Below are 21,114 nucleotides of genomic sequence, written 5' to 3'. Positions count from 1 at the left end.
TGGTCAAGCAGTGGTTTGTCCAATACATCAATGCCGGAGATGCCCTCCCGAGAGTTCAAAGCTGTCCAAAGTTTCCTTGATTAGAAGTTCAGGCATATTTGCCAACTATCCGTCGCGGCACATTCTTCTCAGCCTATGATCAGCACCGCTAGATCGGCACGCTTTCAGTTCGTTTTTTGGCAAAAATAATTTTTATTAGCCTGAGTCCGTTGCTGGCAATGATTCTGCAGCTATTGGCCGTAATATCTCTCTCGTGATTAGGAACAGCCTTTTGTTTAAGGCATAGTTTTCGCGACTGCGGATGTAGTGCGGCACCAAGCGAAATCAAGCAATTCGGCCCAACGCCGCGCAGATCTTCACAGACGATCACAACTCTCCCGTACCTGATCGCCTCTGCGCGCTGCACAATAGCGAAATATCTCCATCACGGCGCACCCGCGAAACTGACCGGTCGCCCGTGCAGCCCCCCGAGTTTTCAAAGGATGCGCACCATGCCGACCTTCCGAATCCAATTGCTTGCCGGCGCTATGCTGCTTGGCGTAGCCGCCACCGCATCAGCCATCACGACGGACCCGGTGTTTTCCACCCCTGCACTTGGCTTGTCCAAGCCCGCCGCCGTGCAGGGCGAAGGTTCGTCGCAGAATGGCGCAGAGGTCTGCGAGCCGAAAGAGCGGCTGCGGATCGGACTGTCGGACAGCGACACGAAGTTGGTGCTGCCGTGGTTCGTCAGCGAACTCAAGGATGCCGTGAATGAAGGCCGGTCGGTCGAGGACACGGCCAAGGGGCTAGCGCGGGGGCTTTGAAACCGCGCGTCGTGAGAACTTGATTGCCTACGCGGGATTGCGCGGCCACATTGACCGTCAACGACGGGCCCCGTGCAGCACCGCGCGACTAAAACAACGATAGATTGGTCGCATTCCCTTGCGGCATCGGGGTGGCGCACCAACTTTCTGCCGGTGCCCCCCGCAGCAGGGACATGGCTTCCTCAGGCGAGGCGCCCAGCCACGCGTCGTAGGCGGTATCGGCCAGCAACACGACCATGCGCTTTTCTTCATGGCTGCGGTGATACCGCTGGAATAATGCGTGGTCGTCGGCATTGACCGTGATCATGCTGTACGTCTCCACAACACCGCCCTCGGCATCCAGACCGCGCTCCCAGATACCCGCCAGGCCCAGCGGGTGGCCATCGGCTCGGGTGAAGCGCGTGGGTATCTGGAATTTCTGACGCCAGTCCGGTTCGAAGATGGCGTCGGCCGGGATGAGGCACCGTTGCCGGTCGAACCAGGCGGCTTGGAAGGTGCGGGCCGTTTCCAGTCGGTCAGACCGGGCGTTGAAGGTGGACAGTTTTGGCAAGGGCGCGGTGCCGCGCCGGGCTAGGCCCCAGCGTCCGACCACGGCTTCGCGCTGTTCACGATTGCCGTTGCCATCGCCTTTGACTAGCCGGCGCACGAACATCCCATTCACGCCCGGATGCATGTCGTGCGCATACGGTTTTTCGGGCATCGGCACGCCGAATAGCTTCAGCAGCAGTTCGGCGTCTTTCAGGGTCTGGTAGTGGCTGCACATGGCACCCTCCCATCGGAAGGGCCAGTATATGACCTGCCTCGCGGCACGCCGATCCTGTTGTGCCTACAAAAGCCCGCCCCCTATTTCTTCGGCGCGTACACCAGCTTGATCGGCGTACCCGGCTTGAAATTCGCAGACTGCGGACCATATTCCGGGTTGAAAGACGGGTGCCATGCACGCAGTTCGGTGTCCGACAGCCATTCCAATTGCAGCTGATCTTCCGGGGTGGGCGCATCGAACTGCGCCAGGGATTTCACGGCGGACTGGCACGCTTCGGACACACCGCGATCCAGAATCGAGACCTGCGTTTTTTCCGTCCACGTCAACGATCCGGCTTGCGGACATTTGCGCACTTCGACGTGGTACTTGCCGTCAGGCGACGGCAGATCGACGATGATCTTGTTGGGGCCGCAGGCCGTCAGCAGGACGGACACGCCAAGCAAGAGCGGGAGGCTTTTTTTCATCGATGAACCCTCTGGCGATTGAACCGGCCGGCCTGGAAACAGCTAGGGATCATACCGTGCGATGCCGGCCCACAATCCACACGGCCCACCCAAAGCCGGGGTATCCTGCCCCTGAGCACTCGCTCCCTGACGCGTCGTCAAGGGTCTTACCGACCCAAAGGAATCGCCATGCTTGATCTCTCGTCGAAATCGCGCCGCATCGCCCTGACCGCTTTGACCCTGGGCCTGGCCAGCGCCCTCTTCACCGGCTGCACCACCACCGGCCCGCAATCGACGGCGTCTGCCGCCGACAAGCGCCAGGAATTGAACGCCGCCGCCACGGCAACCCTGTCCAAGCTGTACGAGGCCGCGCCCCAATCCAAGCAGCTGGTGGCCCAGGCTCGCGGCGTGCTGGTGTTTCCGGCCGTGTTGAGCGCCAGCTTCATCGTCGGCGCCCAGCATGGTTCGGGCGTTCTGCGTGTGAATGGCCAGGACACCGGGTACTACAGCATCACGGGCGGGTCCATCGGCCTGCAGATCGGCGCGCAGTCCAAGGCCATGGTGGTCATGTTCATGACGGACGATGCCCTGGCCAAGTTCCGCAACAGCAGTGGCTGGACGGTGGGCGCCGACGCGACGGTGGCCGTGGCGAATCTGGGCGTGAACGGCAATATCGATTCGTACACCATCCAGCAGCCCATCGTCGGCTTCGTGTTGAACAACGGCGGCCTGGTCGCCGGGGTGTCGGTGGACGGCAGCAAGATCTCGCCGTTGCTGCTGTAGCCCCCGGGCGGGTCGTCCAGACCCGCCCTACCCCCGCTGGCTCAACGCGCGGCTGATGCGGTTCTTCGCGACCGTGGTCTTGGGCACCTTGAACGGGAACCAGGTTCGCACGTCTTCGTCCAGCCCGATGCCGTGCATGTAGTTGTAGATCGCTTTTTTCAGCGCCCGCCCCAGCGCGTCGTGATCGACGCCGGTGGGGTCGTGAAAGCCGATGTCGTTCTTGGCGAAGGTGACTTCGGGCAGCGGCTGCAGCGTGACGCCGTATTCCTCGGGGTTCTTGCCCACCGGGGAATGCACCGTACAGGCAAAGCGGTGGAAAAAGCCGCTTTGGATGCAGTCGTTCTCGAACAGCTGGCGCACGTATTCCAGCGCGTCGACGGTGTCTTGCACAGTTTGCGTGGGAAAGCCGTACATCAGGTAGGCGTGCACCAGGATGCCGGCGTCGGTGAAGGCGCGGGTGACGCGGGCGACCTGGTCGACCGAGACGCCTTTTTTCATCAGGTTCAGCAGGCGGTCGGACGCGACTTCCAGCCCGCCGGACACGGCGATGCAGCCGCTGTCGGCCAAGAGTTCGCACAGCTCGGGGCTGAAGGTCTTTTCAAAGCGGATGTTGCCCCACCACGAGATGCCGGCGTTGCGCTCGATCAGCTCGGTGGCCAGGGCTTTCAACGACTTGGGCGGCGCGGCTTCGTCGACGAAGTGAAAGCCGGTCTGGCCGGTTTCGCGGACGATGGCTTCGATGCGGTCGGCCAGCACGGTGGCGGACGCGCCTTCGTAGCGGCCGATGTAGTCCAGGCTGACGTCGCAGAAGCTGCATTTCTTCCAGTAGCAGCCATGGGCAACGGTGAGCTTGTTCCAGCGGCCGTCGCTCCAGAGACGATGCATGGGGTTCAGCATGTCCAGCAGCGACAGGTAGCGGTCCAGCGGCAGGCCATCCCAGGTGGGGGTGCCGACTTCGGCGAAGGCGACGTCGGGCTCGACCATGTTGATGTACCGAACCTGGCCGGATTCGGCGTCGCGCAGGAAGGTGCGGACCAGGCGCTGGCGCGAGCGCTTGCCCTGCACGTGTTCCAGCAGGGCCAGCAAGGGGCGTTCGCCGGCGTCCAGGCAGACGTAGTCGATGTAGTCGAAGACGCGCGGGTCTTTCAATTCGCGCAGTTCGGTGTTGACGAAGCCGCCGCCCAGCACGGTGATGATGCCGGGGTCGTGCGCCTTGATGGCCTGGGCGATGCGAAAGGCGGCATAGACGGCGCCGGGAAACGGCACTGACAGCAGCACCATGGTGGGCGCGTGGCGCTCCAGGGCTTCGCGGGTCAGGTCGCGCAGGGTTTCGTCAACCAGGTTCAGCGGCGCGGCCAGGGCCTGGGCCAGGGGGTCGAAGGTAGGTTGGCTGCCGGCCAGCGATTCGGCGTAGCGCACGAATTCGAAGCGCGGGTCGATGCCGTCACGCAGCACGTCGGCCAGGTCGTTCAGGTACAGCGTTGCCAGGTGTTTGGCGCGGTCTTGCAGGCCCAGGGCGCCAAAGGCCCAGCCCAGGGGATCGCCGCCGTCTTCGTCCATATAGACGTCCAGCGTGGCAAAGCGCGGCCCTTCGGGCAGGAAGTTGCGGCCGGCGATGCGGTGCGCCAGGGTGGAATCCCGGCCTTGCAGGAAGGCGATGACCGGGCCGATGGTGGCCAGGTAGCGCGGCTGCATGGCGATGAAGGCCTGGATGGGCGGGGTGTGCTTTTCCAGGGGCAAGGCGTCGATCTGGGCGGCGACGGCACGCAGGCCGTCGGCCGACAGCAGGCGCAGCACCAGGGCCAGCGCCAGGTCTTCCTGCACCGCCGGGACCTCGCGCGAACGCAAAAAGCCGGTCAGGTAGGCCGTGGACGGGTATGGGGTGTTGAGCTGCGTCATCGGCGGAATGACCGACAGGACGCGTAAAGGCTTAGGGGACATGAGGCACGGCAAGACTGCCGTCAAAGCGGGGATCAGGGATGATTATAGGCAGTGCGGCCCCTGGCCCGTTGGCGCAGCCCGATTCGCTACACTTGCCCCATGCGCCACGCCCCCGACCCGTTCGCCCCGCCCAGAAAGCCGCGCCCCGTTCGCCAGAACTCGCTGCTGTGGATCATCGAGCCCCTGGAACGGGACGCGAATTTCACGCATCGCAAGATGTTCGGCTGCGATGCGGCCTACCTGGACGGGTCGCTGTACCTGGTGGTGGCCGACCGGGACGAACCCTGGAATGGGGTCATGGTGTGCACCTCGCACGATCGCCAGGCGGCGCTGATGCAAGATGTGCCCGGGCTGGTGCCGCATCCGCAATTGAGCAAGTGGCTGTACCTGCCGCAGACGGATGAAGGCTTCGAGGCGCGCGCGGCGCAGCTGGTGGAACTGGCGCTGGCGCGCGACCCGCGACTGGGCGTGGTGCCCAAGCCGCGGGCCCGGCGGCGCAAATCGTGGCGCGCCGAGGACTGAGGGTTTTGACGCCTCAGACCGTCGTAAAGCTGGCTTTTACCTACGCCAGTTACCGGCCACTGAATTCACACAGCATCACAACCCAGTGGGGGCGTACCCTAGCGGCCCGAAGACAGGCTTTCCGGAGTACGAATCACGTCCGCCTCCACCGTCAAATCCCTAGCTAGATGTCCTCAATGACGAGTTGTGTTCTTGAACATTGAATAAAACTCGCTTTCTGGGTTTAGTGATGATCACGTCACAATGACAACATGCCTATCGACTCGCCCAGATAGAGGTTTATTGTCAAGCTCAAGAATCTCGACCTTCCAAGCCAAGCCTAGCCCCAGCGCGGGGCATAATGCCCTCACGAATATTTCATGGAAGCGTTGCAACGATGTCCACTTGGATAGAAATTCTGAAGTTCATGGGTGTTCCGAGCGCATTGTTAGCTCTCTACTTCGGCCACTTGAAGTTTGGATATAAGCTAGGGGCGCACTACTCCTATTCCTCAAGGCGATTCGTGGCCAACGGCATTGCTCAAGTCACCTTGACGAACCTGAAGGATCGCTCCACGCCAATTTTCGCACTATATGCAATTCAGAAAGATGTGATCATTGAACTCATCAAATTCGACACCCCCCTCGTACTCAAATCGTTCGAATCTGTGCGAATTGACATTCCAAGAGTGTCTCAATACTTCGTCAATGGAAAGCCATACGATTTTAGCGCCGTAAAAGATGACCAGTACTTCACCACCAAAATTTGCTATTCCACTCTGGAGACCATAAAAACTTGCAAACCGATTTCACCACCTGGGCTACACACGCTATTGAGAAGGCGTAGACGCCCATTACAAGTCGCTTTTGTTTCAACGATGACGTTCAATGGCAAGGTATATTCGCCCGAAGCAATCTATATCGTCGAGTACCAAATCCAGGATAAATGGCATGACGCGTTCATCAACGATGCAGGCTATATAGACTGGGGGGTTATACCCAATTTGCTCCCAACGTCAATTCTGATGGACTCACAAAAGACTGCGAATCACTTACTGTCGTCCATGCCGCAGGTACAACAGCTCTCGGTCACGAAGACATACGGCTGGTATCAGAGCTTTCAACCTGGCGCAGCTCGCAACGCGTCTCTGCAGGAACGCCCCGTTTGGGGCACACGAACCGATCAATCTAGGGAACGTACACAGGAATCCCATCAAACCAAATAGATCAGGCACTTTGATTCTACTGCCCTAGTATCCGCTCAAATGCACGCCCTCAAACAGGCTCAGCGATGCGCGTCGTCTGCAGTGCTCGCAAATGCTTCCACTCAATCGACGAAGCGCCTAACGTAGGCAAGCGGATGACGGTTGCATCCGCGAGAGATTTCAATTGTGGAGCGAGCCAGCGCATTGCACCTACGTCAGTCATAACAGGCGGCTTTTAGGCACCATCGCAGGAAATCTCCAATCTGCAAACGCCTTGAACTGCTTAAGCGATGCTCCCTGCGGAGCCAATCGCGGAATAGCTTGCCCATAGTTCGGCAACCACCCCACTAGCCCCCGTCGCCGCATGCTCCCATTCGATGCATGGATACGTCCGGGCGTTGCGCTGCTCTCCTAATCCTGTTGTGTATTTTCCTGAGCCGCACAGCCATGAACCCCTTGGCTTGATCCAGAAGCTCTCCAATTGCTCCAGCAGAGCGACTCCGTACATTTGGTGGAATCGCCTCAATACTGGTAGCGCACCGTCAAGGTTGCGCTACGCCCCGCGCCCCACGCCCCCTGGTTGTAGAACCCCACCTGCGAGTAATACTTGCGGTCGAACAGGTTGTTGACGTTCAACTGCGCCGACAGGCTGCGGTCGAACTTGTAGCGGGCCATCAGGTTGGTCAGGGCGTAGCTGCCCTGGCCGACGCGTTCCTGCCCGTTGGGGCCGCTGGCCAGGGTGTAGATGCTGCTCTGCCAGTTGACGCCGCCGCCCACGGTCAGGCGGTTCCAGCTGCCCGGCAACTGGTAGGTGGTGAACAGGCGCACCAGGCTGCGCGGCTGGTCGGTCTGGATGCCGTTGCCGTCGCCGTCGCGCGCGGTCCAGTGCGAATAACCGGCGGCCACGTTCCAGCCCGGCGAGACTTCGCCCGACATTTCCAGATCGAAGCCGCGGCTGCGGGTGCCTTGGCCGGCGCGATAGGCCTGGTTGATGGTGCCGGGCACGAATTGGCCCGGGTCGATCTGGGCCACGTTGTCCTGGTTCATCTGGAACACCGCGGCGGACGCGTTCAGGCGGCCTTCCAGGAATTCACCCTTGACGCCGGCCTCGTAGGCCTTGCCTTCCAGCGGGTCCAGCCAGCTGCCGTTGCGGTCTTGATAGCTTTGCGGGTTGAAGATGCCGGTGTAGCTGACGTAGGCGGTGTAGTTCTCGTTAATGTCGTACAGCAGGCCGGCGTAGGGCGTGAAGGCGTCCTTGTCGAAGGCCTGCTTGTTGCCGCCGGCAAACCCCACCGAGTCCGTCTTCCAGGTGCTGTAGCGCCCGCCCACGATCAGCTTCAGCGGATCGGCCAAGCTGAAGCGCAGCGCGCTGTACCAGCCGGTCTGCTTGGTGGTGTAGCGGCTGGCGGTGCTGGATTCGCCCCACTGCGGTTCGGGATACGAGCCGTCCCAATCGTAGAAATTGCCCACCGGCGCGGCGGCGCCCGCCGGGAAGCGGCCGCGGAAGTCGGCATACTGTCGGCTGAAGCTGGCGCCGAATACGGCTTCATGGGTGCGGCCGAACAGGTTGAAGGGGCCCGAGGCCTTCACGTCCAGGCTGTTCTGCTGGCGGTCGCCGTAGTACCAGGCCGGCGAGCCGTTCACGCCCAGGCCGGTATTGCGGTCCGGCAGGCCATACAGATACAGCAGCTTGCCGTCCATTTCGTTCTTGGAATAGGACGCCGTCGTCTGGATGCGCCAGTCGTTGTCGAAGCGATGTTCCAGGCTGGCAAAGGCGCCCTGCGTGGTGCTGGCCCACGAGGTCCAGTCCGCGCCGGTGTTCAGCGAACGCTTCCAGTCCGTGCGGCCGCCGTCGGCGTACCACAGCGGAAAACCGCCCCAGCTGCTGCCCTTGGGCTGGTTGTCCTGGTAGTTGAAACCCACGCTCAGGGTGGTGCGCGAGGTCAGGTCCGCATCCACCACGCCGTAGAAGACCTTCTTGCGGTTCTCGTAGTTGTCCAGGAAGGAATGGTTGTCCTGGTAGGCCGACACGATACGACCGCGCACGCTGCCGCTGGCATTCAGCGGCGACGACAGGTCAACGGTGGCGCGATAGGTATCCCAGCTGCCGGCGCTGACGCTCATGTCGGCCGTGAACTCGCGGCTGGTGGCGTGCTTGCGCACCAGGTTGACGGATGCCGACGGGTTGCCCGCGCCGGTCAACAGGCCCGTGGCGCCGCGCACGACTTCGACGCGGTCGTAGATGATGGGGTCCTGCGATGACTCGCCCCCCGCGTAGCCCATATCGAACGACGTCGGGATGCCGTCGTACATGTAGTTGCTGATGGCAAAGCCGCGCGAGTTGAACGAATAGCGCTCGCTGTCGTAGTTCTGCACCGAAATGCCCGGCGTGCTGGCCATGACGTCGGCCAGCGACCGCATGTTTTCGTCATCGATGCGCTGGCGCGTGACGACGGTGACCGATTGCGGGGTTTCGCGCAGCGACATCGGCAAGCCGGTGCTGGCGGCGGTGGCGCGCGGCGTATACGAACCGGTTCCTTCCGTGGTGGTGAGATCGCCCTGGCCTTCAACCTTGACGGCGGGCAACGTGGCGACGTCGGCTTGCTGTGCGAACGCGGCGCTGCTGGCAAGCGCCATCAGCACCAGGCTGGTGGTACGCCGCAGTGCGGCGCGGGGACGAACGGAGGGAGTCTGGCCGACGGGCCGCGGGTCTTGCATGATGGCTTCCTTGCACGGACTGAAACAACATATCGCAAGGAAGTGTAATGCAAACGCTTCTCATGTACGTTCGTGTTGCAGGGATGCACCGATAGTTGCGTCCCTGTTTGTTGATGCTTGTTTGAAGCTAGCGGCCGTGGCACGCGCGCGATTCACCGAAACCGCAGGTGCCGCCGCTGCAGGTCCGCCACGGTCTGGCAGCCCATCAGCTTCATGGCGCGTTCGATTTCAATGCGCATCAGGTCCAGCGCCCGTTCCACGCCGGGCCTGCCGGCGGCGGCCAGGGGGAACAGGTAGTAGCGGCCCAGGCCCACGGCCTTGGCGCCCAGCGCCAGGGCCTTGAGCACGTGCGTGCCGCGTTGCACGCCGCCGTCCATCATGACGTCGATGCGGTCGCCGACGGCGTCGACGATTTCGGCCAGTTGGTCGAAGGCGCTGCGCGAGCCGTCCAGCTGCCGCCCGCCGTGGTTGGACAGCACGATGCCGGTGCAGCCGATGTCGACGGCGCGCCTGGCGTCTTCGACGGACATGATGCCTTTCAGGCAGAACTGGCCGCCCCACTCGGCCACCATCGCCGCGACGTCGTCCCAGTTCATGGCGGGGTCGAGCATGTCGGTGAAGTAGCGGCTGATGGACATGGCGCCACCGCCCATGTCGACGTGGGTGTCCAGTTGCGGCAGCCGGAAGCGTTCGTGGGTGACGTAGTTGAGCGCCCAGGCGGGCTTGGCGGCAAACTGCGCGATGCCGGCCAGGTTCAGGCGAAACGGAATGGCAAAGCCGGTGCGTTTGTCGCGTTCGCGGTTGCCGCCGGTGATGCTGTCCACGGTCAGCATCATGACCTGCACGCCGGCAGTCTTGGCGCGCGCCATCATCTCGCGGTTCAGGCCGCGGTCTTTGTGGAAGTAGAACTGGTAGACCTGGGGGCCGCCGCTGATCTGGCGGGCCTCTTCCAGGCTGACCGTACCCAGCGACGACACGCCGAACATCGTGCCGAACTTGCCGGCAGCGGCCGCCACGGCGCGTTCGCCGTCGTGGTGGAACAGGCGCTGCAGGGCCGTGGGCGAGCAATACACCGGCAGCGCCAGCTTCTGGCCCATCACCGTGACGGACATGTCCACCTGGGCCACGCCGCGCAGCACGTCGGGCACCAGGTCGCAGGCCTCGAAGGCGCCGGTGTTGCGGCGGTAGGTGGTTTCATCGTCGGCGGCGCCGTCGATGTAATTGAAGATCGGGCCGGGCAGCCGCTGGCGCGCCATGCGGCGAAAGTCGTGGAAATTCTGGCACTGAGTCAGACGCATTGCGGGGTCCTTGGTCAACGCTGCAGGGGCGCGTCGCAGTGCGGCTTGAGAGCGGCTTCAACGCCGCCACAAGGCGGCAACAGGGCCGCTACAGGGCAGCCTCAAAGCCGCTTCAAAGCCACATCAAGGCCACTTCAAGGCCGCGACGGCGCCGCCATGATATCGCCAAAGATCAGGCCGACCGGGCCCATGCGCCCGGAAATTTCCGCTGGGGGCATGGCGAAATTTTCGATACCCGGCGCCGTCATTGCGCGTTGCGACCAGGGGCTGGCGGCCCTGCGCAATGCTCCACAGACGGCGCCCGGGTCCTGCGATGCCTAGCGGTCCAGCCGCACCACCAGCTTGCCGAAGTTCTTGCCGTCCAGCAGGCCGATGAACGCCTGCGGCGCCTGTTCCAGGCCGTTCACGATGTCTTCACGCCAACGCAGCTGGCCTGTCTTGATCCATTGCGCCGCCTCGCGCAGGAAGTCGTCCTGCTGCGCGTCGACGAATTCGTGCTGGATGAATCCGCGCAGCGTGATGCTCTTGGCCAGGATCTCGCGCATGGTGGCCGGCAGGCGGTCAGGGCCGCTGATGGCCGCCGGGTCGTCGTTGTAGTTGGCGATCAGGCCGCACACCGGCACGCGCGCAAAGTCGTTCAAGAGCGGCAGCACCGCGTCCCACACATGGCCGCTGACGTTTTCGAAATACACATCGATGCCGTCGGGGCACGCCTGGGCCAGCTGCTGCGCGAAGTCGGGCGCCTGGTGGTCGACCACCGCGTCAAAGCCCAGCTCGTCTTTGACGAAGGCGCACTTCTCGGGGCCGCCGGCAATGCCCACGACGCGTGCGCCCTGAATCCGGGCGATCTGGCCCACCACCGAGCCGACCGCGCCGCTGGCGGCTGCGACCACCACGGTTTCGCCGGGCTTGGGTTGGCCGATGTTGCGCAGGCCGGCGTAGGCCGTGAAGCCCGGCATGCCCAGCACGCCCAGGGCGGTGGACGGCGCGGCCATGGCGGGGTCCAGCCGGCGCAAGTCGCTGCCGTCGGACAGCGCGTACTGCTGCCAACCGGCCGCCGACAGCACCACGTCGCCCTCAGCCCAATCGGGGTGCCGGGAGACTTCCACGCGGGCCACGGTGCCGCCCACGATCACGTCGCCGATCTCGATGGGCGGCGCGTAGGATTTGGCCGCGCTGATACGCCAGCGCATGTAGGGGTCCAGCGACAGGTACTGAACCCGCAGCAGCACCTGGCCGTCTGCCGGCTCGGGGATGGGGGCCGCTTCGAAGCGAAAATCGTCGGGACGCGGCCGGCCGACGGGGCGGGAAGCCAGGACGACGCGCAGATTCTGAGGGGCGGACATGGAAGTTTCTCCGTAGTTCAAGGGAACGCGATTCAAGGGAACGCGATTCAAGGGGACGCGAAGGGCATCCGGTTTCGCGATACGGGGATACTAGGAGCGCCGCAGAGATACAGGTAGACTGAACTCTCATAATCCAGACTTAACAGATTGATAATGTCAGACCCTGCCCTGTCCGGTGACTTCGACCCCGCCCTGCTACGCACTTTCGTGGCCGTTTGCCGCCACGGCAGCCTGAGCCGTGCCGCGGACCAGGCCGGGCGTGCCCAATCAGCGCTCAGCACGCAGATCCGGCGGCTGGAAGAACAGGTGGGCAAGCGCCTGTTGCACCGAACCGGCCGCGGCATGGCGCCCACCACCGAAGGCGAACTGCTGCTGAGCTATGCCAACCGCATCCTGGCCCTGGGCGAAGCCGCGGCGGCCCGGTTACGGGAACGCGCGGTGGCGGGCAGCGTGCGCATCGGGCTGTCGGAAGACGTGGCCGTAGCCGCCCTGCCCGCCGCGTTGGGCCGCCTGCGGCGCGCCTGCCCCCAGTTGCACCTTGAGGTCGTGGTGGACGACGGTGAAAGGCTGGCGGCGCGCTGGCAGGAAGGCACGCTGGATGTGGCGGTGGGCGTATGCGCGGCGTTCGTGGATGAACCCGTGCAGACCTGGGCGGTGGACCTGCACTGGGTCTGCGCCATCGACGAGACGCCCGCCCCGGACGCGCCGCTGGATGTGATCGTGTATGCCGAACCGTGCTCGTGGCGCCGCCTGGCGTTTGATGCGCTGACCGCCGCGGGCCGCGATTTTCGGGTCACGCTGACGAGCCACAACGTGGGCGCCACGATTGCCGCGGTGGAAAACGGCCTGGGCGTGGCGCTGCTGTCCAGCGAATGCCTGCGGGCCGACACCATGCGCATCATTTCGCTCGGGCCCGATAGCCCGCCCAGTCTGCGTGCGCAGTTCGGCATGTATGCATCGAAGCGGCTGAACGACAGCGGCCGCGCCGCGGTGTCGTTGCTGCGGGAAAGCCTGCAGAATTGGGGCGCGCCGCAGCCATCACGGCCGACCGGCGCGGGGACTTCGCACTTGCCAGAGGCCCTGCCCGTTATGGGACTCGCCGGCTAGCTCGGCGGCCTATCCGGCCGTGGCCGGCGCATCCACGGAATCGCCGAACACGCCGCGCCAGGCGTGCGTCAACACCGCGGCCTGCCCATGGGCGACCCACTGCGCGCCGCCCAGCGCCATGGCGGCGTACAGGCAGGCATCGCTGACATCGCGCCACATCGGCGCCAGCCATTGTTCGATTTCACCGTCGTCTTCGATCAGCTCGAAAGCGGCGTCGCCGTCCAGCGCCTGGGCGCGTTCGCGCACCAGCGTGTGTATCAGCAGAAAGCCGGCGTGGATGGGCGAACGTTGCTTGTCGAGGCGACGCGTGGCCGAGAGCACGCCGTCCCAGGCTTGCAGGGCGCCATCGGTCTCGGGCGCGGCGCCGGAAGGCGATCCGGACGACGTATCGGCGCCGGAGGCGTACCCGGATGGCGCGGCGCCATCATCGGCAGACCAGCGCACCCAGGCGCGGCCCCAGGCCCGCCACGCCTGCGGCGGCACGCCAGCCGCAAGTTGCTCGGCCTGCGGGCGCGACAGGTGGCGTATCCGCTCAAGCAGGCTGACCACCGGCCCGCCCTGCGGGCCGAACAACGTCGAGACGGGCAATTCCTCGAGCAGTTCGATCGCGGCGGCGCGCCAGTAACCAGGCTGCGCCACCAGACCCGACATATCGCCCAACTGCGTCACCCGCACCCGCCACAGACGGCCGGGCCAGCGGCTGCCGATCGTGATGCCGGCCACCGACTGCTCGACCACCATCCAGGGCGGCACGGCCTGCGCCAGGCTGACCCGGTGGCCCGATCGATTCAGGCAAAGCGATGCGTCCGGCGCATCGAACCAGAAGCCCTCGCGTTCAGCCGGCAAGCTACGCCGCCTTGCCCGCGCGCTGGGCCTGGATGAGTTCCATGACGTTGAGCGTCAGGCGCGTGGTGTGGCTGCGCATGGCCAGGTAAGCCTGTTCCGGCTGGCCGGCCAGAATGGCTTCGACGATTTTCTGGTGTTCGCGGTGCGAGACCTCGAAGCGGCGCTCGACCCCGGATTGCGCAGCGCGGAACGGCGCCAGCCGTTCGCGCAGGCTTTCGACGGCGGCAACCAGCGTGGCGTTCTGGGTGCCCTGGCAGATCAGTTGGTGAAAGCGCGAGTTCAGTTCGAGATAGGCCTCGGCGTCGCGCTTGTCGGCCACCGACTCGGCCTCTTCGTGCAGCAGTTCCAGCTGGCGGCGCTGCATGGCGCTCATGCGCTGCGTGGCGATGCGGCAACAGAGCGATTCCAGTTCGCACAGGGCTTCGAGCATGTCGGCCAACTGGTCGGGGCTGGTGTTGATGACGACGCCTCCGCGGCGCGGCACCAGTTCGATCAGGCCACGCGCGTCCAGCAACCGCAATGCTTCGCGGACGGGTGTGCGCGACACCTGGAATCGTTGCGCCAGAGCGGGCTCTTCGAGCTTCTCACCGGGTGGCAGGAGGCCGGAGATGATGTCTTCGGCGAGCTGTTGGCTGATTTGGGCGGCGATGGTTGGCACTAATGTCCTTCGAATCAGTGTCGGGAGTGGCAAAAATTATACACGCCCCCATTTTTTGGCCTGATTTCTGGCCAAAAATATTTCAACGACGCCATCTGAGTGCATATCCCTATTTTTGTACACATTGAGTGAACACAACTTCGTGTCCGCCTTGGACAGGCACGCCCGTTCCGGCCGTTTCCGTCACGTCTTTCCAGGGATTTTCCTCATCACAGGCCCGCTTCCCCTGCATGTGATCTAGAAATCCCAAAAATCCTTTGTGTATACACATCAATAACAATGTACACTTTGAGAAAATTATGTACCTTAAACAGGACAAGGGGAGACCAACCACATGGCATCGACTTCAGCCGTTTTCAGGGGCGTCACAAGATCGGGTTCGCGCACCGCGCGCCGGCCCCACCGAGGGCGGGTGGCCGCCGCCGTGCTGGCGGCCAGCGCCGCAAGCCCTGCGCTGGCCCAGCCCGACAGCAGCGTGCAGATCTACGGCTTCATCAAGGAAGACGTGGAAACGGTCAGGCTGTCGGGCAATGGCCGCTCTGAATCCCTGACCCGGCTGGTGAACGACCTGTCGGTGCTGGGCTTTCGCGGCCAGGAAAGAATCAGCGGCGATCTTGAAGCGTTCTTCCAGATCGAAACCAATCTGCGCATGACCGGCACCGGCACGTCGGAAATCTCCGACCGCAATTCCGGGCTGGGGCTGCGCGGCCCCTGGGGCGAGTTCCTGATGGGGCAATGGGAAATGCCGCTGCGCTTTGCATCGGTCTATACGGTGGACCCGTTCACGGCCGGCGTGTTCGCGTCGAACTCGATCATGGGCAACGGCTTCACCACCGCCGGCAATGGCGTGGCGCCGCATTCGTTCGACCGGCGCCAGAAGAACCTCTTCCAATACGCCACGCCAAACTGGCGCGGCTTCAGCCTGAAGATGGGCGTGACGCTGCCCGAACGCATGCCCACGGGCAATCCCATGGCGTGGTCGGGGCTGGCCAGCTACGCCAGCGGCGACTGGTTCGTGGCCTGGGGCCACGAGTACCACCGCGACTACTTCTACGACGGCTCGGCAGACCATGCCGACCGCCTGGCCGTGACCTACACCTTTGGCGGCACCAAGCTGCGCGGCGCCTACGAACGCCTGCGCTACCAGCCCGCCCCAGGGCAGTCGGTATATCGCGATGCCTGGCAACTGGCCGCCACCCAGAGCTTCGGGCCGCATCAATTGCGCGCGTCCTACACCTACGGCGCCGACGCGCACGGGGACACCACCAAGGCGGTGGGCGGCATCGGCGTGCCGGGCTCGGGATCCGGCGCCTGGCAGATCTCGCTGGGCTACGGCTACACGCTGTCCAAGCGCACCGAGGTCTGGACGTCGTTCACGCGGCTGGTGAACGGCGAGACCGCTCGCTACAACCTGTCCGGCAATCCGCTGCCGCAACTGACGGCGGGCGACGCCGCGACCGCTTTCGGGGTGGGCATCACGCACAAGTTCTGATGCCGCCCGCCACCGTTTTCATCCACCCGGTTCCAACCAGGAGCATCTCCATGAGCAACAAACTGCGCCACATCGCCCTGTCCGTGCCCGACCCCTGGGCCGCCGCCGAGTTCTATCAGAACGCATTCGGTTTTCGCAAGGTCGGCGAAACGGATTCGTCGCTGGCGCGCGGCGTGTACCTTACCGACGGCACCATCAGCATCGCGCTGCTGAACTACAAGAGCGACCACGCGGCGGGCGAAGACCGCGGCAAGGATTTCGTCGGCCTGCACCATATCGGCGTCTGGGTCGAAGATATCGCCGAAGCCCGCAAGACGGTCGAGGCCGCGGGCGGCAACTACTACATGGGCGAGGTGCCGGTGAAGGGCAACATCTTCTATGAAGTGAAGTACCGCGACCCGAACGGCATCATCATCGACCTGACCGACCACGGCTGGGGCGGCGCGTCCCGCGCGGGCGGTGACGGCGATGCCGGCCCGGCCCTGCGCAACCCCGACCTGAAAGCCGATCGCAACGGCCTTTGAGGCCACGCTTGCGCAGCGATGCCCCGCCGGGGCATCGCCGGTTGCCTGCCTGCAATCAGGCGGGCAAGCGAACGGGATGCGCGGGCGCGCCCCGCTCGAACCAGCCATCCAGGTTGCTGGCCAGCGCCGCGTGCTGCGCCATGCGCGTTTCCGGCGAACGGCCCGCCAGGTGCGGCGTCAGGATGACCTGGTCCATCGTGCGCAAGGCTTGCGGCACGACAGGCTCTGTTTCCAGCACATCCAGCGCGGCTCCGGCGATGACGCCGCGCGCCAGCGCGTCGATCAGCGCGTCGGTATCCACGACCGTGCCGCGCGACACATTGACCAGAAAGCCGGCCGGACCCAGCGCCTGCAACACACTGGCATTCACCAGGTGATGCGTCTGCGGGCCGCCCGGGCACGTCAAGGCCAGCACGTCGGACGCGGCGGCCAGCGACACCGCGTCGCCATGCGGCGCGTAGCCGTCGCCGCCCTGCGTGCCTTCATGCCACAGGTAGGCCACCTGCATGCCCACCGCCGCCCCCAGCCTGGCGAGCCGGTGGCCGATATTGCCCAGGCCGACAATGCCCAGCGTCTTGCCGCGCAGGCCGGGCCGCGCCGCGCGCAGGGCTTCCCAGCCGCCGGCCTTGACGCCGCGGTCCAGCGCCGGGATGCCGCGCGCCAGCGCCAGCATGAGGGTCAGCGCATGGTCGGCCACGACCTGGCCGTTGGCGTCGGGCGCATGGCAAACGCGTACCTGCCGTGCCTGCGCGGCATGCAGGTCGATTTTCTCGTAGCCGGCGCCAAAGCTTGCCACCAGCTGCAGCGCGGGCAGCGTGGCCAGCTCGTCGGCGCTGAGCCCGGTCGAGCCATTGGTGACCACCGCCCGTGCGCGGGCGCGGACGTCGGCGTCGGCCTGCGCCCAGGGGGTCACGTGGTAGCGGGGGGCCACGGCGGCCAGCCAGTCCGCGTCCAGCGGCAGCCGGGTCAGCACGTGCAGCGGGCCGGCGTGGCCCGCGTCGGTGTTCGGGTCTTTCGGGGTTCCGTTCATGACGGCGCTTGCCTCCTCAGGGAGTGATACGGGGGTGAAACGATGAGGGGGCAAAAATTATCACAAATCCTTTGACGTGTATACACGTAAGCTTTAAAGTATTCACAAAGGCGGCAGTGAGAACACGCAGACCGCCGCTTCACCTCATCATCACAACAAGGAGATCCCCGTGATCTGGCACGGCCTAGCAACCTATGAACTGAACGGCGTCCAACAACCCGGCCTGGTGGTTGACAACACGCTCTATGACCTGGCGCAACTGGCCCGTGCCAGCCAGGCCGGGCAGACCGGCGACCTGCCCGCCGTGGACGGCATGCTGGACGACTGGGATGCCACCGCCCCGCGCCTGGCGTCGCTGGCCGAACAGGCTCGTGGCCTGGCCGCCCAAGGCCGCGTGGCCGCCATCGACGGCGCGGCCTACGCCATTCCCTATCGGCCGCGGCGCATCTTCGGGGTGGCCTCGAATTTCTACGAACACGCCGACGAAATGGGCACGCAGCTCGCCGCCCGCGCCGAAAGCCAGCCCTACGTCTTCATGAAGGCGCAGAGCAGCGTCATTCCCACCCAGGCCACGGTGCTGATGCCCCCTGAAACCGAGAAACTGGACTGGGAAGTGGAGCTGGGCGTGATCATCGGCAAGACCTGCCGCCATGTGTCGGTGGAAGACGCGCTGTCGGTCATTGCCGCCTACACGGTCTTCAACGACATCAGCGCCCGCGACCTCAACCGCCGCACCGACTACCCCTTCAAGCACGACTGGTTTCGCGGCAAGAGCTTCGACACGTTCGGGCCGATGGGGCCATGGCTGGTGCCGGCCGGCTGCATCGCCGATCCGCAGAACCTGCGCATGACGCTGAGCGTCAATGGCGAATCCATGCAGGACGGCAACACCTCGCAGATGATCTTTTCGGTGGCCGAGCAGATCGCCTACCTGTCGCGCATCCTGACGCTGCAACCCGGTGACCTGATCGCCACCGGCACCCCGGACGGCGTGGGCATGGGCCGCGGCGTGTATCTCAAGCCTGGCGATACGATGACGGCCTGGGTAGAAGGCATCGGCACCATCGAAAACCCGGTGGCGCTGGAAAGCCGGTAGCTTGCTACGCAACCTGATAACGACGGGGCCGACAGCCTCGCGAGGAGACAACCGTGAATGCCGTAGACACAAAGGCCATCGCACCCATCCGGACCCGCAAGCTCGGGCACCTGGTGCTGATGGTGCGTGACCTGGAAGCCTCGACGCGCTTCTACACCGAGGTGATGGGCCTGAAGATATCGGACCGCATCGCCGACCAGATGGTCTTCCTGCGCGCCGGGCAAGACCACCATGACCTGGCCCTGTCGCGCCTGCCGGCCGACGCCCCCGACCGCGACGACCTGCCGCGCTACACCCGCCCGGGGCTGGAGCATTTCTCGTACTACGTGGAATCGCTGGACGAAATGAAGCGCGCGGTGGACGTGGCGCGCGCGCTGGGCGTAGAGATCGAGCGCGGCATCGGGCAGCACGGCCCCGGCAGCAACTGGTTCCTGGTGTTCAAGGACCCGGACGGCAACAACGTCGAGATCTACACCGACATGGAGCAGATACCGACCAGCGCCGAACACGAACCGCAGACCTGGGCCCGCGACCTCGAATCGTTCGACCGGCACCGCCTGGCGCATTTCGTGGTGCAGCCGTCGCCGGCGATTCTGGCGGCCAAGGAAGGCCGGCCCGCGCCAGGCAAGAAAGACAAGCCCGAATGAGCCGAGGCGCGCGATGACATTCCCCTTCCTGCACGCGCCGTTTCCCGGGCTGGACGACGCGCAGCGTGCCGCCATGCTGGCCCTGGGCCCGGCCTGGGCCAGCGACATCCAGGGCAACCGGCGCCAGGTCTGCGAGATCTACGACGCCGTCCATGATGGCCTGCCCGCGGACGGCCTGCGCACGTTGCCCGCGCAGGCGTATGGCGACGATCCGCGCCAGCAGCTTGACCTATACCTGCCGGCCGCAGCCGACGGCGCGGCGCGGCCCATCGTGGCCTTCGTGCATGGCGGCGCGTTCCTGCGCGGCAGCAAGGACGCCACGCCGCACATCTACGCCAACGTGCCCAGGCTGTTCGCACGCGCCGGCTGCGTCGGCGTCAACGTGGAATACCGTCTGGCGCCGCAAGCGCCCTACCCGGCCGGCGCCGACGACGTGGCCGCGGCGGTGGACTGGCTGCGCAGGCATGCCGCGGCCTGGGGCGGCGACCCGCGGCGCATCGTGCTGATCGGCCACTCGGCCGGCGGCAGCCACGTCGCCACCTTCCTGACCGCCCCGCGCTACCGGGGCCAGGCAGAAGGCGTGGCCGGCGCGGCGCTGATCAGCGCCCGCCTGGAGGCCGACACCCTGCCCGGCAACCCCAACGCCGCCGGCGTGGTGGCCTATTACGGCCCGGACCCCGCGTTGCAGCGGCGCCATGCCCCGATGGCGCATGCCGAGGCCATGGCCGTGCCGCTGCTGATCGCGATCGCCGAATACGAAAACCCTTACCTGGATCGCTACGCGCTGCAATACGCGGCGCGCGTCGCCGCCGCCGGGCGGATGCCTCGCATCGTCCAGGTGCCCGGACACAACCACACATCCGTGGTGGCGCACCTGGGCAGCGCCGACGGCGCCTTTGCCGCCGCGCTGCTCGATTTCGTCGCCATGCATGCCGGCCCCTTGCCCATCACCGCTCCCGCTGCCCCGGCGCCGGGCCGTTCATCCTGAGGAACCTTCCATGTCACATCCTTCGCTGCGCGGCGTGTTCGCGCCCGTGGTCAGTCCGTTTCGCGCGGACGCTTCACTGAACCTGCCCGCGTTCGTCGCGCACTGCAAGCAACTGGTCGCCGATGGCGCCGGCCTGGCGATTTCCGGCACCAACAGCGAGGCCTGCTCGGAAACCTTTGACGAACGCATGTCGCTGGTCGATGCCGTGATCGACGCGGGCATCGCCCCCGACCGCATCCTGGTCGGCACGGGCTGCTGCGCGGTCGACGACGCCGTCGTCCTGACACGCCATGCCCTGGAACGGGGCTGCGCCGGCACGCTGGTGCTGCCGCCCTACTTCTTCAAGAACGTGCAGGAAGACGGCGTGTTTGCCTATTACCGGCAATTGATCGAGCGGGTGGACAACCCCGCCCTGCGCATCGTGCTGTATCACATCCCCGCCGTCTCGGGCGTTGCCATCACCCTGCCGCTGATCGAGCGGCTGGCGGCGGCGTACCCGCAGCACATCGTCGGCGTGAAAGACAGCTCGGGCGACTGGGACAACCTGACCGCCATGCTGGCGCGTTTTCCGCAGCTGTCGATTTTCCCGGCATCCGAAGTGCTGATGCTGCGCAGCCTGGAACGGGGCGCGGCGGGCTGCATTTCGGCCACCAACAATATCAATGCACGCGACATTGCGCTGGCCTACGGCTCACCCGAGCAAGCCGCGCACCTGGGCGACCGCATCACGGCGGTACGCAAGACCGCCGAGCAGTTCCCGATGGTGGCGGCCGTCAAGCACACCCTGTCACTGTTGACGGGCGACGACGGCTGGCGCCACGTGCGTGCGCCGCTGGTGCCGCTGGATGTCGACACCGCCGCGCAGGTCGAAGCCCGCATGCGCGCGGCGTTGCCGGCGCTGCAGGCATGACGGCCGGCGTCTGCCA

General features: G+C 65.0%; 20 protein-coding genes. 11 read left to right on the top strand and 9 right to left on the bottom strand.

The genetic code is table 11. From position 1 onward, the window contains the following. Positions 1 to 491 precede the first annotated feature (491 nt). Complete coding sequence (locus U858_RS0105095) at positions 492 to 803, top strand: hypothetical protein (protein WP_157838775.1); 312 nt, start codon at positions 492 to 494, stop codon at positions 801 to 803. A gap of 88 nt (positions 804 to 891) precedes the next feature. Here U858_RS0105095 and U858_RS0105090 read toward each other — a convergent pair whose 3' ends face one another. Next, on the bottom strand, positions 892 to 1,566 hold the full coding sequence (locus U858_RS0105090) for an SOS response-associated peptidase (protein ID WP_025136105.1): 675 nt from the start codon (positions 1,564 to 1,566) through the stop codon (positions 892 to 894). A gap of 80 nt (positions 1,567 to 1,646) precedes the next feature. Beyond that, positions 1,647 to 2,030 (bottom strand): hypothetical protein, encoded by a 384-nt coding sequence (locus U858_RS0105085; RefSeq protein WP_025136104.1) that lies wholly within the window; start codon positions 2,028 to 2,030, stop codon positions 1,647 to 1,649. A gap of 168 nt (positions 2,031 to 2,198) precedes the next feature. On the opposite strand from U858_RS0105085, the gene U858_RS0105080 reads away from it, so the two are divergent. Next, positions 2,199 to 2,792 (top strand): YSC84-related protein, encoded by a 594-nt coding sequence (locus U858_RS0105080; protein WP_025136103.1) that lies wholly within the window; start codon positions 2,199 to 2,201, stop codon positions 2,790 to 2,792. A 27-nt stretch (positions 2,793 to 2,819) separates the two neighbouring features. Here the strand turns inward: U858_RS0105080 and U858_RS0105075 are convergent, their stop codons facing one another. After that, the gene (locus tag U858_RS0105075; RefSeq protein WP_025136102.1) at positions 2,820 to 4,733 is read right to left on the bottom strand and encodes a B12-binding domain-containing radical SAM protein; all 1,914 of its coding nucleotides are present in this window, start codon (positions 4,731 to 4,733) and stop codon (positions 2,820 to 2,822) included. A 99-nt stretch (positions 4,734 to 4,832) separates the two neighbouring features. Between U858_RS0105075 and U858_RS0105070 the strand changes: the two genes are divergently transcribed. Both U858_RS0105070 and U858_RS35570 read left to right on the top strand, forming a co-directional pair. Further along, a complete protein-coding gene (locus U858_RS0105070; protein ID WP_025136101.1) occupies positions 4,833 to 5,255 on the top strand; it encodes a hypothetical protein in 423 nt (140 codons plus the stop codon). Between the two features lie 502 nt (positions 5,256 to 5,757). After that, positions 5,758 to 6,459, top strand: a complete 702-nt coding sequence (locus tag U858_RS35570; RefSeq protein WP_157838774.1) for a hypothetical protein — start codon at positions 5,758 to 5,760, stop codon at positions 6,457 to 6,459. Between the two features lie 501 nt (positions 6,460 to 6,960). On the opposite strand, the gene fhuE is transcribed toward U858_RS35570, so the two are convergent. The 3 genes from fhuE to U858_RS0105050 form a co-directional block, all read right to left on the bottom strand. Beyond that, positions 6,961 to 9,156 (bottom strand): ferric-rhodotorulic acid/ferric-coprogen receptor FhuE, encoded by a 2,196-nt coding sequence (gene fhuE, locus U858_RS0105065; RefSeq protein ID WP_025136100.1) that lies wholly within the window; start codon positions 9,154 to 9,156, stop codon positions 6,961 to 6,963. 152 nt (positions 9,157 to 9,308) lie between these two features. Further along, a complete protein-coding gene (locus U858_RS0105060) occupies positions 9,309 to 10,454 on the bottom strand; it encodes an alpha-hydroxy acid oxidase (RefSeq protein WP_025136099.1) in 1,146 nt (381 codons plus the stop codon). Between the two features lie 317 nt (positions 10,455 to 10,771). After that, the gene (locus U858_RS0105050) at positions 10,772 to 11,800 is read right to left on the bottom strand and encodes an NADP-dependent oxidoreductase (protein ID WP_025136098.1); all 1,029 of its coding nucleotides are present in this window, start codon (positions 11,798 to 11,800) and stop codon (positions 10,772 to 10,774) included. Positions 11,801 to 11,953: 153 nt separating this feature from the next. Between U858_RS0105050 and U858_RS0105045 the strand changes: the two genes are divergently transcribed. Next, positions 11,954 to 12,907: a LysR family transcriptional regulator gene (locus U858_RS0105045; RefSeq protein WP_232786492.1), complete on the top strand. Its 954-nt coding sequence runs from the start codon at positions 11,954 to 11,956 to the stop codon at positions 12,905 to 12,907. Between the two features lie 9 nt (positions 12,908 to 12,916). On the opposite strand, the gene U858_RS0105040 is transcribed toward U858_RS0105045, so the two are convergent. Further along, a complete protein-coding gene (locus U858_RS0105040) occupies positions 12,917 to 13,753 on the bottom strand; it encodes a hypothetical protein (protein WP_025136096.1) in 837 nt (278 codons plus the stop codon). A 1-nt stretch (position 13,754) separates the two neighbouring features. Next, the gene (locus U858_RS0105035) at positions 13,755 to 14,411 is read right to left on the bottom strand and encodes a GntR family transcriptional regulator (protein ID WP_029953547.1); all 657 of its coding nucleotides are present in this window, start codon (positions 14,409 to 14,411) and stop codon (positions 13,755 to 13,757) included. A 412-nt stretch (positions 14,412 to 14,823) separates the two neighbouring features. Between U858_RS0105035 and U858_RS0105030 the strand changes: the two genes are divergently transcribed. Together U858_RS0105030 and U858_RS0105025 are read left to right on the top strand one after the other, a co-directional pair. Continuing rightward, positions 14,824 to 15,903, top strand: coding sequence for a porin (locus tag U858_RS0105030; protein WP_025136095.1), 1,080 nt, complete (start codon positions 14,824 to 14,826; stop codon positions 15,901 to 15,903). 50 nt (positions 15,904 to 15,953) lie between these two features. Then, on the top strand, positions 15,954 to 16,427 hold the full coding sequence (locus U858_RS0105025) for a VOC family protein (protein WP_025136094.1): 474 nt from the start codon (positions 15,954 to 15,956) through the stop codon (positions 16,425 to 16,427). Between the two features lie 55 nt (positions 16,428 to 16,482). On the opposite strand, the gene U858_RS0105020 is transcribed toward U858_RS0105025, so the two are convergent. Beyond that, the gene (locus U858_RS0105020) at positions 16,483 to 17,457 is read right to left on the bottom strand and encodes an NAD(P)-dependent oxidoreductase (protein ID WP_025136093.1); all 975 of its coding nucleotides are present in this window, start codon (positions 17,455 to 17,457) and stop codon (positions 16,483 to 16,485) included. Between the two features lie 169 nt (positions 17,458 to 17,626). On the opposite strand from U858_RS0105020, the gene U858_RS0105015 reads away from it, so the two are divergent. From U858_RS0105015 to U858_RS0105000, 4 genes are all read left to right on the top strand, one after another. Beyond that, on the top strand, positions 17,627 to 18,553 hold the full coding sequence (locus U858_RS0105015; protein WP_025136092.1) for a fumarylacetoacetate hydrolase family protein: 927 nt from the start codon (positions 17,627 to 17,629) through the stop codon (positions 18,551 to 18,553). 77 nt (positions 18,554 to 18,630) lie between these two features. Then, positions 18,631 to 19,200, top strand: coding sequence for a VOC family protein (locus U858_RS0105010; protein ID WP_025136091.1), 570 nt, complete (start codon positions 18,631 to 18,633; stop codon positions 19,198 to 19,200). A gap of 13 nt (positions 19,201 to 19,213) precedes the next feature. Next, positions 19,214 to 20,188 (top strand): alpha/beta hydrolase, encoded by a 975-nt coding sequence (locus U858_RS0105005; protein WP_025136090.1) that lies wholly within the window; start codon positions 19,214 to 19,216, stop codon positions 20,186 to 20,188. A 10-nt stretch (positions 20,189 to 20,198) separates the two neighbouring features. Then, complete coding sequence (locus U858_RS0105000; RefSeq protein ID WP_025136089.1) at positions 20,199 to 21,098, top strand: dihydrodipicolinate synthase family protein; 900 nt, start codon at positions 20,199 to 20,201, stop codon at positions 21,096 to 21,098. Positions 21,099 to 21,114: the final 16 nt, after the last annotated feature.

Source organism: Achromobacter sp. DH1f (assembly GCF_000633435.1).
GTDB lineage: Bacteria > Pseudomonadota > Gammaproteobacteria > Burkholderiales > Burkholderiaceae_B > Achromobacter > Achromobacter deleyi.
The sequence above is the reverse complement of the archived record's forward strand: the minus strand, read 5'-3'. Positions and strand labels throughout refer to the sequence as shown.

Coding starts and splice junctions, on each gene's coding strand:
- U858_RS0105025 (WP_025136094.1), top strand. CDS start 15,954: ATGAGCAACAAACTGCGCCACATCGCCCTGTCCGTGCCCGACCCCTGG.
- U858_RS0105070 (WP_025136101.1), top strand. CDS start 4,833: ATGCGCCACGCCCCCGACCCGTTCGCCCCGCCCAGAAAGCCGCGCCCC.
- U858_RS0105095 (WP_157838775.1), top strand. CDS start 492: ATGCCGACCTTCCGAATCCAATTGCTTGCCGGCGCTATGCTGCTTGGC.
- U858_RS0105060 (WP_025136099.1), bottom strand. CDS start 10,454: ATGCGTCTGACTCAGTGCCAGAATTTCCACGACTTTCGCCGCATGGCG.
- U858_RS0105000 (WP_025136089.1), top strand. CDS start 20,199: ATGTCACATCCTTCGCTGCGCGGCGTGTTCGCGCCCGTGGTCAGTCCG.
- fhuE (WP_025136100.1), bottom strand. CDS start 9,156: ATGCAAGACCCGCGGCCCGTCGGCCAGACTCCCTCCGTTCGTCCCCGC.
- U858_RS0105080 (WP_025136103.1), top strand. CDS start 2,199: ATGCTTGATCTCTCGTCGAAATCGCGCCGCATCGCCCTGACCGCTTTG.
- U858_RS0105075 (WP_025136102.1), bottom strand. CDS start 4,733: ATGTCCCCTAAGCCTTTACGCGTCCTGTCGGTCATTCCGCCGATGACG.
- U858_RS0105050 (WP_025136098.1), bottom strand. CDS start 11,800: ATGTCCGCCCCTCAGAATCTGCGCGTCGTCCTGGCTTCCCGCCCCGTC.
- U858_RS0105090 (WP_025136105.1), bottom strand. CDS start 1,566: ATGTGCAGCCACTACCAGACCCTGAAAGACGCCGAACTGCTGCTGAAG.
- U858_RS0105020 (WP_025136093.1), bottom strand. CDS start 17,457: ATGAACGGAACCCCGAAAGACCCGAACACCGACGCGGGCCACGCCGGC.
- U858_RS0105005 (WP_025136090.1), top strand. CDS start 19,214: ATGACATTCCCCTTCCTGCACGCGCCGTTTCCCGGGCTGGACGACGCG.
- U858_RS0105045 (WP_232786492.1), top strand. CDS start 11,954: ATGTCAGACCCTGCCCTGTCCGGTGACTTCGACCCCGCCCTGCTACGC.
- U858_RS0105085 (WP_025136104.1), bottom strand. CDS start 2,030: ATGAAAAAAAGCCTCCCGCTCTTGCTTGGCGTGTCCGTCCTGCTGACG.